Source organism: Arthrobacter agilis (assembly GCF_002953615.1).
Lineage (GTDB): Bacteria > Actinomycetota > Actinomycetes > Actinomycetales > Micrococcaceae > Arthrobacter_D > Arthrobacter_D agilis_B.
The window spans coordinates 3,164,111-3,168,695 of sequence record NZ_CP024915.1; the positions used below are offsets into that span (position 1 = coordinate 3,164,111).

General features: G+C 68.8%; 6 protein-coding genes. 3 read left to right on the forward strand and 3 right to left on the reverse strand.

The window, feature by feature from the left end:
* From CVO76_RS15495 to CVO76_RS15505, 3 genes are all read right to left on the reverse strand, one after another.
* Positions 1 to 579: alcohol dehydrogenase catalytic domain-containing protein (locus CVO76_RS15495; protein ID WP_208740029.1), on the reverse strand; the 579-nt coding region annotated here is incomplete at its 3' end.
* Positions 576 to 2,036 (reverse strand): purine-cytosine permease family protein, encoded by a 1,461-nt coding sequence (locus CVO76_RS15500; RefSeq protein ID WP_208740030.1) that lies wholly within the window; start codon positions 2,034 to 2,036, stop codon positions 576 to 578. The genes CVO76_RS15495 and CVO76_RS15500, both read right to left, overlap by 4 nt.
* A complete protein-coding gene (locus tag CVO76_RS15505) occupies positions 2,033 to 2,206 on the reverse strand; it encodes a hypothetical protein (RefSeq protein WP_208740031.1) in 174 nt (57 codons plus the stop codon). The genes CVO76_RS15500 and CVO76_RS15505 overlap by 4 nt, the downstream gene beginning before the upstream one ends.
* A 135-nt stretch (positions 2,207 to 2,341) precedes the next feature.
* Here CVO76_RS15505 and CVO76_RS15510 point away from each other — a divergent pair, with 135 nt between their 5' ends.
* The 3 genes from CVO76_RS15510 to CVO76_RS15520 form a co-directional block, all read left to right on the forward strand.
* The gene (locus tag CVO76_RS15510; RefSeq protein WP_208740032.1) at positions 2,342 to 3,139 is read left to right on the forward strand and encodes a nitrilase-related carbon-nitrogen hydrolase; all 798 of its coding nucleotides are present in this window, start codon (positions 2,342 to 2,344) and stop codon (positions 3,137 to 3,139) included.
* 148 nt (positions 3,140 to 3,287) lie between these two features.
* On the forward strand, positions 3,288 to 3,611 hold the full coding sequence (locus CVO76_RS15515) for an NIPSNAP family protein (protein ID WP_208740033.1): 324 nt from the start codon (positions 3,288 to 3,290) through the stop codon (positions 3,609 to 3,611).
* Positions 3,612 to 3,841: 230 nt separating this feature from the next.
* Positions 3,842 to 4,585, forward strand: a 744-nt coding sequence (locus CVO76_RS15520) for an SDR family oxidoreductase (RefSeq protein ID WP_208740034.1), incomplete at its 3' end; no start/stop codon positions are given.

The window sequence follows — 4,585 nt, forward strand, 5'->3', positions numbered from 1 at the left end:
GCCGACGACGACGGCGGACGTGCCCGCCTCGACGCCGGCGTCGTTCACCACGGCTCCGAACCCCGTCGCGACCGAGCAGCCGATGAGGCTCGCGACGTCGAACGGGACCTCACGGGGGATGCGGATGGCTCCGGCCTCGGGCACGACGGCGTACTCGCTCATCGACCCGACGGTCAGGTACGGGAAGACGCGGTCGCCGTCGAGCGAGAGCGGGGTGCTGCCGTCGGGCAGCAGGCATTCCTCGGACCGGCTGCCCGTGCACACGTACGACTTGCCGGAGAGGCAGGCGGTGCAGCGCCGGCAGGGGTAGAACCAGGACAGGATGACGTGGTCCCCCACCGCGACGTCGGTGACGCCGTCGCCGATCGCCTCGACGGTACCGGCGCCCTCATGGCCCATGACCGTGGGTGAGGGCAGCGTCCAGTCGCCGTCGAGCACGTGGCGGTCGGATCCGCAGACACCCGAGGCGCCCATCCGGACGAGGACGGTGCCCGGGCCGGGATCGGCGACGTCGACCGTGGTCAGTTCGAGGTCCCGGGAACCGCTGCGGTGGACGGCGGCCTGTGCGGGGCGGCTCATGCGTTCCTCCCGGCCTTCTCCGCCGGGGCATAACCGCCGACGCCGCGGCGGACGTAGAGCACCCGGGCGAGCACGTAGAACACGATCGCCCCGACGACGGCGGAGGGGAACGATGCCGTGATGTAGCTGAAGACGGGCTGGGTGGTGAGCGTGACCGGGTTGTAGATCACGAGGTAGAAGACGGCCCCGGCAGCGACGGCGCCGAGTCCGGCCCAGTTGATCCCACTGGAGAAGTGGTAGGCGCTCTCCCCCCGGTGCCGGTACAGCTCCTCGAGTGCCACGCGCTGGCGGCGCAGCAGGAAGTAGTCGGCGATGATCGCTCCGCACATCGGGGCGAGGAAGGCGCCGCTGAGGGTCACGAACGTCATGAACCGCAGGTACATGAAGCCCGGGAAGAACGCGAGGATGGCCGGCAGCACGAAGAACCCCGCGCAGAGCCAGGCCCACCGGACCCGCGAGAGCAGGTTCCCGCTGGCCTGCCGGATCGCCAGCACCGTCGAATAGACGATGGAGGACGTGCTGGTGATGTTGGCGAAGGCGATGAACAGCAGGATGAAGGCGCCGAGGATCGGGCCGCCGAAGGGCAGCATCCAGACGGTCGGGTCCGAGTCCCCAAGGGTCAGGGCGGCGGCCATGCCGACGATCTGCGCGATCAGGGTGGCGCCGAGCAGCCCGCCGTACGAGGGCCAGAGGGCGGCCCGCGGTGTCTTCGTCAGCCGGGCGAGCGACCCCATGACCGGGTACCAGGAGACGCCCACACCGGCATTGAACTCGACGGCGAGCGCGAAGTTGAGGCGGTCGTCCTCGAACGGGGCGAGCGGCGCGGCGCTGAGCAGCGTGTCCCAGGAGGTGTTGATCACGAGGAAGACCATCAGGAAGACGGTCACGATGATCAGGCCCGGCGCGATGAACTTGTTGAACCGTCCGATGGTGACGGGTCCGCGGGAGAGGATCCACCAGGAGACGGCGATCGCAACGAGCGCGAAGAACGTCACCATGAGGCTCTCCGGCCCGAAGTCTGTGCCGAACGTCGAATTGGACACCTGCGTGACCGCCCTGCCGACCATGATCGCCAGCAGCGACGACCAGCCCATCTCGGTGATCAGGATGACGGTGAAGACGAGGATGCCCACGCCGACCAGCCCGAAGACGGGCCGGAGGATGGTGTACTGCTCGACGCCGTAGCGCTGGCTGGCGACGACGCTGGCGAGGATCATGAACCCGAGCCCGATGGCGTTGCCGATCACCATGGCGGCGATGCCCTGCTGGAAGCCGACGAGCAGCGCCGTCGAGCCCCCGACGAGGAACGCCCAGGTGGCGATGGCAAGGCTGATGTTGACGCCGGTGAAGTCGGCGCCGTTCCAGATCCGTTCGGTGCGGAGCAGCGGCAGTGAACCGAGCGATCCGCTGGTCTCACCGACGGCGGGGGTGGCGTTGCCCTGCTTGTTCCCGCTCACAGCGCCAGCACCAGGAAACCCAGCACGGTGATCCCGAGGGTCACCAGGGTGAACAGGCCGAGGTCCCGACCCGAGAGGGCGGCACGCGAGGAATCGCCCTGCTCGTGCGCCGAGATCTCCGTCAATCTCCGTTGCAACGCTTCTGCTGTCGCGCTGTCTGCTGCATCCATCGTTTCCGCCTCCGCTAATCGAATGTCATTCGGTTTGGGCCAATGATTGGGCCTAGCATGGGCTCTGTCAACGGGTTTACGTTGGCCCTGTCAGCACGGGAAGACGGTGGCAGAACCGTTCGGGGAAGGATAGGCATGGCCGGATTGGCGGTACTCCAAGCCGCGGGGGTGGTCGGCGCTGTCGACGAGAACCTCCGCCGGCTCGACACGTGTGCGGCTCGCGTCGCCGAGCAGGGCGCCGACATCCTGGTGAGCCCGGAGCTGTTCGCCACGGGCTATGCGCCCACACGCGTGGCCGATTCGGACGGGCAGGGCATCCGTGCCGAACTCGCGGGCATCGCCCGGCGCCACGGCATCGTGCTCGTCGGATCGACCGTCGAGGCCACGCCCACCGGGCGGCACATCAGCGCCTCACTGTTCGACAGCCGGGGGACGGAGCTGACCCGGTACCGGAAGTCGCACCTGTTCGGACCGGAGGAGCAATCGGTCTTCCTGCCGGGGAACGACCTTCCGGAACTGGTCCCCCTTCTGGGCCTGACCGTGGCACTCGGCATCTGCTACGACATCGAGTTCCCGGAGTTCGCGCGCAGTGCGGCGCAGCGGGGCGCGGACCTGCTCCTCATCCCGACCGCGGTGCCGGCGACGGGCGACGTCGGGAACCGCGCACCGGAGCACACCTACAACGCGGAGCGCATCTCGACCCTGCTGGTGCCCGCCCGCGCCCTCGAGAACGGCGTCTACATCGCCTATGCCAACCACACCGCGCCCGACTTCACCGGGCTGAGCAGCATCGCGAGCCCGTACGGGACGTTCCTCGGGCTCGCGGTCGACGGGGAGGAACTGCTGGTCGCCGAGGTCGACCACGCGGAGGTGCTCCGCGCCCGGGAGCTCAACACCTACATGACCTGCCGGCGTCCGGAGCTCTTCGCGTAGCTCTCCGCCTGGCTACCCGTCAGAGGATGAGCGTCGGCGCCCGGGGACTGCTTGGTCGGACCGGTACAGCAGCACACCTGCGGACGATGACCCTGCCCGCACGCCTAGGCTGGAACCGACAACCGCCGTCGCCAGCACAAGGAGAACCATGACCTACGAACTGCGCACCTACACCGCAACCCCCGGCAAGCTGGACGCCCTGATGGCACGTTTCCGGGACAGCACCATCGACCTCTTCGTCGAACACAACATGACGAGCCTCGGCTACTGGACGCCGGTCGGGGTCCCGGATGTCCTGGTCTACCTGCTGCGCCACGAGGGCGATCCGAAGGCGAACTGGGCGGCGTTCGGCGCAGACCAGCGGTGGATCGATGCGAAGGCGGCTTCCGAGGCGGACGGCGCCCTGACGGCGAGCATCGAGTCTCTGATGCTCGACGCGACGGACCTCCACCCGATCGCCGGAGCGCAGTAGCCGCCGTCGCACTCTGTCCTTCCTCGCCACGCAGGCATGGATCGTCGGGAGCAGGGCCCGTCCCGACGGGTCCGATACACCACCATTCCTGCGGACGACACTCCTCCTCCAGGTGGCGCTGCACGCTCCACTGAACGACCGCCTCTGGCTATCGTTGACGTCGACCACAAAGGCCGGGCTCAGGCAGTCGCTGACCTCGGCACCGATCCCCGACGCGCCAGGAGCCCAGTGTGACCGATGACGGCAGAGAACCGACCCCTGCAGCGCCTCCAGGGGCAGGTGAGGAGCCGCTGGTCGTCCTGGTTGCCGGCGCGGGCGGGGTCATCGGCCGGCATGTGGCGGACGAATACCTTCGTCGCGGGACGCCGGTCCGCGGGCTGAGCCGCCGGCCTGTCACCGGAGCGCGCTGGGAGCACCTGCCCGTGGACCTGCTCGACCGGGAAGCGGCCCGCACCGGGCTGGACGGCGCCCGTGACACCACCCACCTGGTGTTCGGCGCCTACATCGAGCGGCCCACGACCGAGGAACAGATCGAGGTCAACTCCGCCCTGCTGACCCATGCCCTGCAGGGCCTCGAGGACGCGGGTGCGCCTCTTCGCCATGTCACCCTCTATCAGGGCGGGAAGGCATACGGAGCGCACCTCGGATACTTCAACACCCCCGCGAAGGAACGCGATCCGCGGCTGATCCAGCCCAACTTCTACTACGACCAGGAGGACATCCTCCGCGCGGCCGCGGCGAGGCGCGGCTTCCAGGCCACGATGCTGCGCCCGGAAGGTGTGGTGGGCTACGCGGTCGGCAATCCGATGAACATCCTCATGGTCATCGCCGTCTACGCGAGCATCTGCCGCGAGCTGAGCCAGCCGTTGCGCTTCCCGGGTACGCACGCCGCCTACGACGCGCTCTACCAGGTGACCGACGCGTCCCTGCTGGCCCGCGCCACGGTCTGGGCAGGCACGGAACCACGCGCCGGC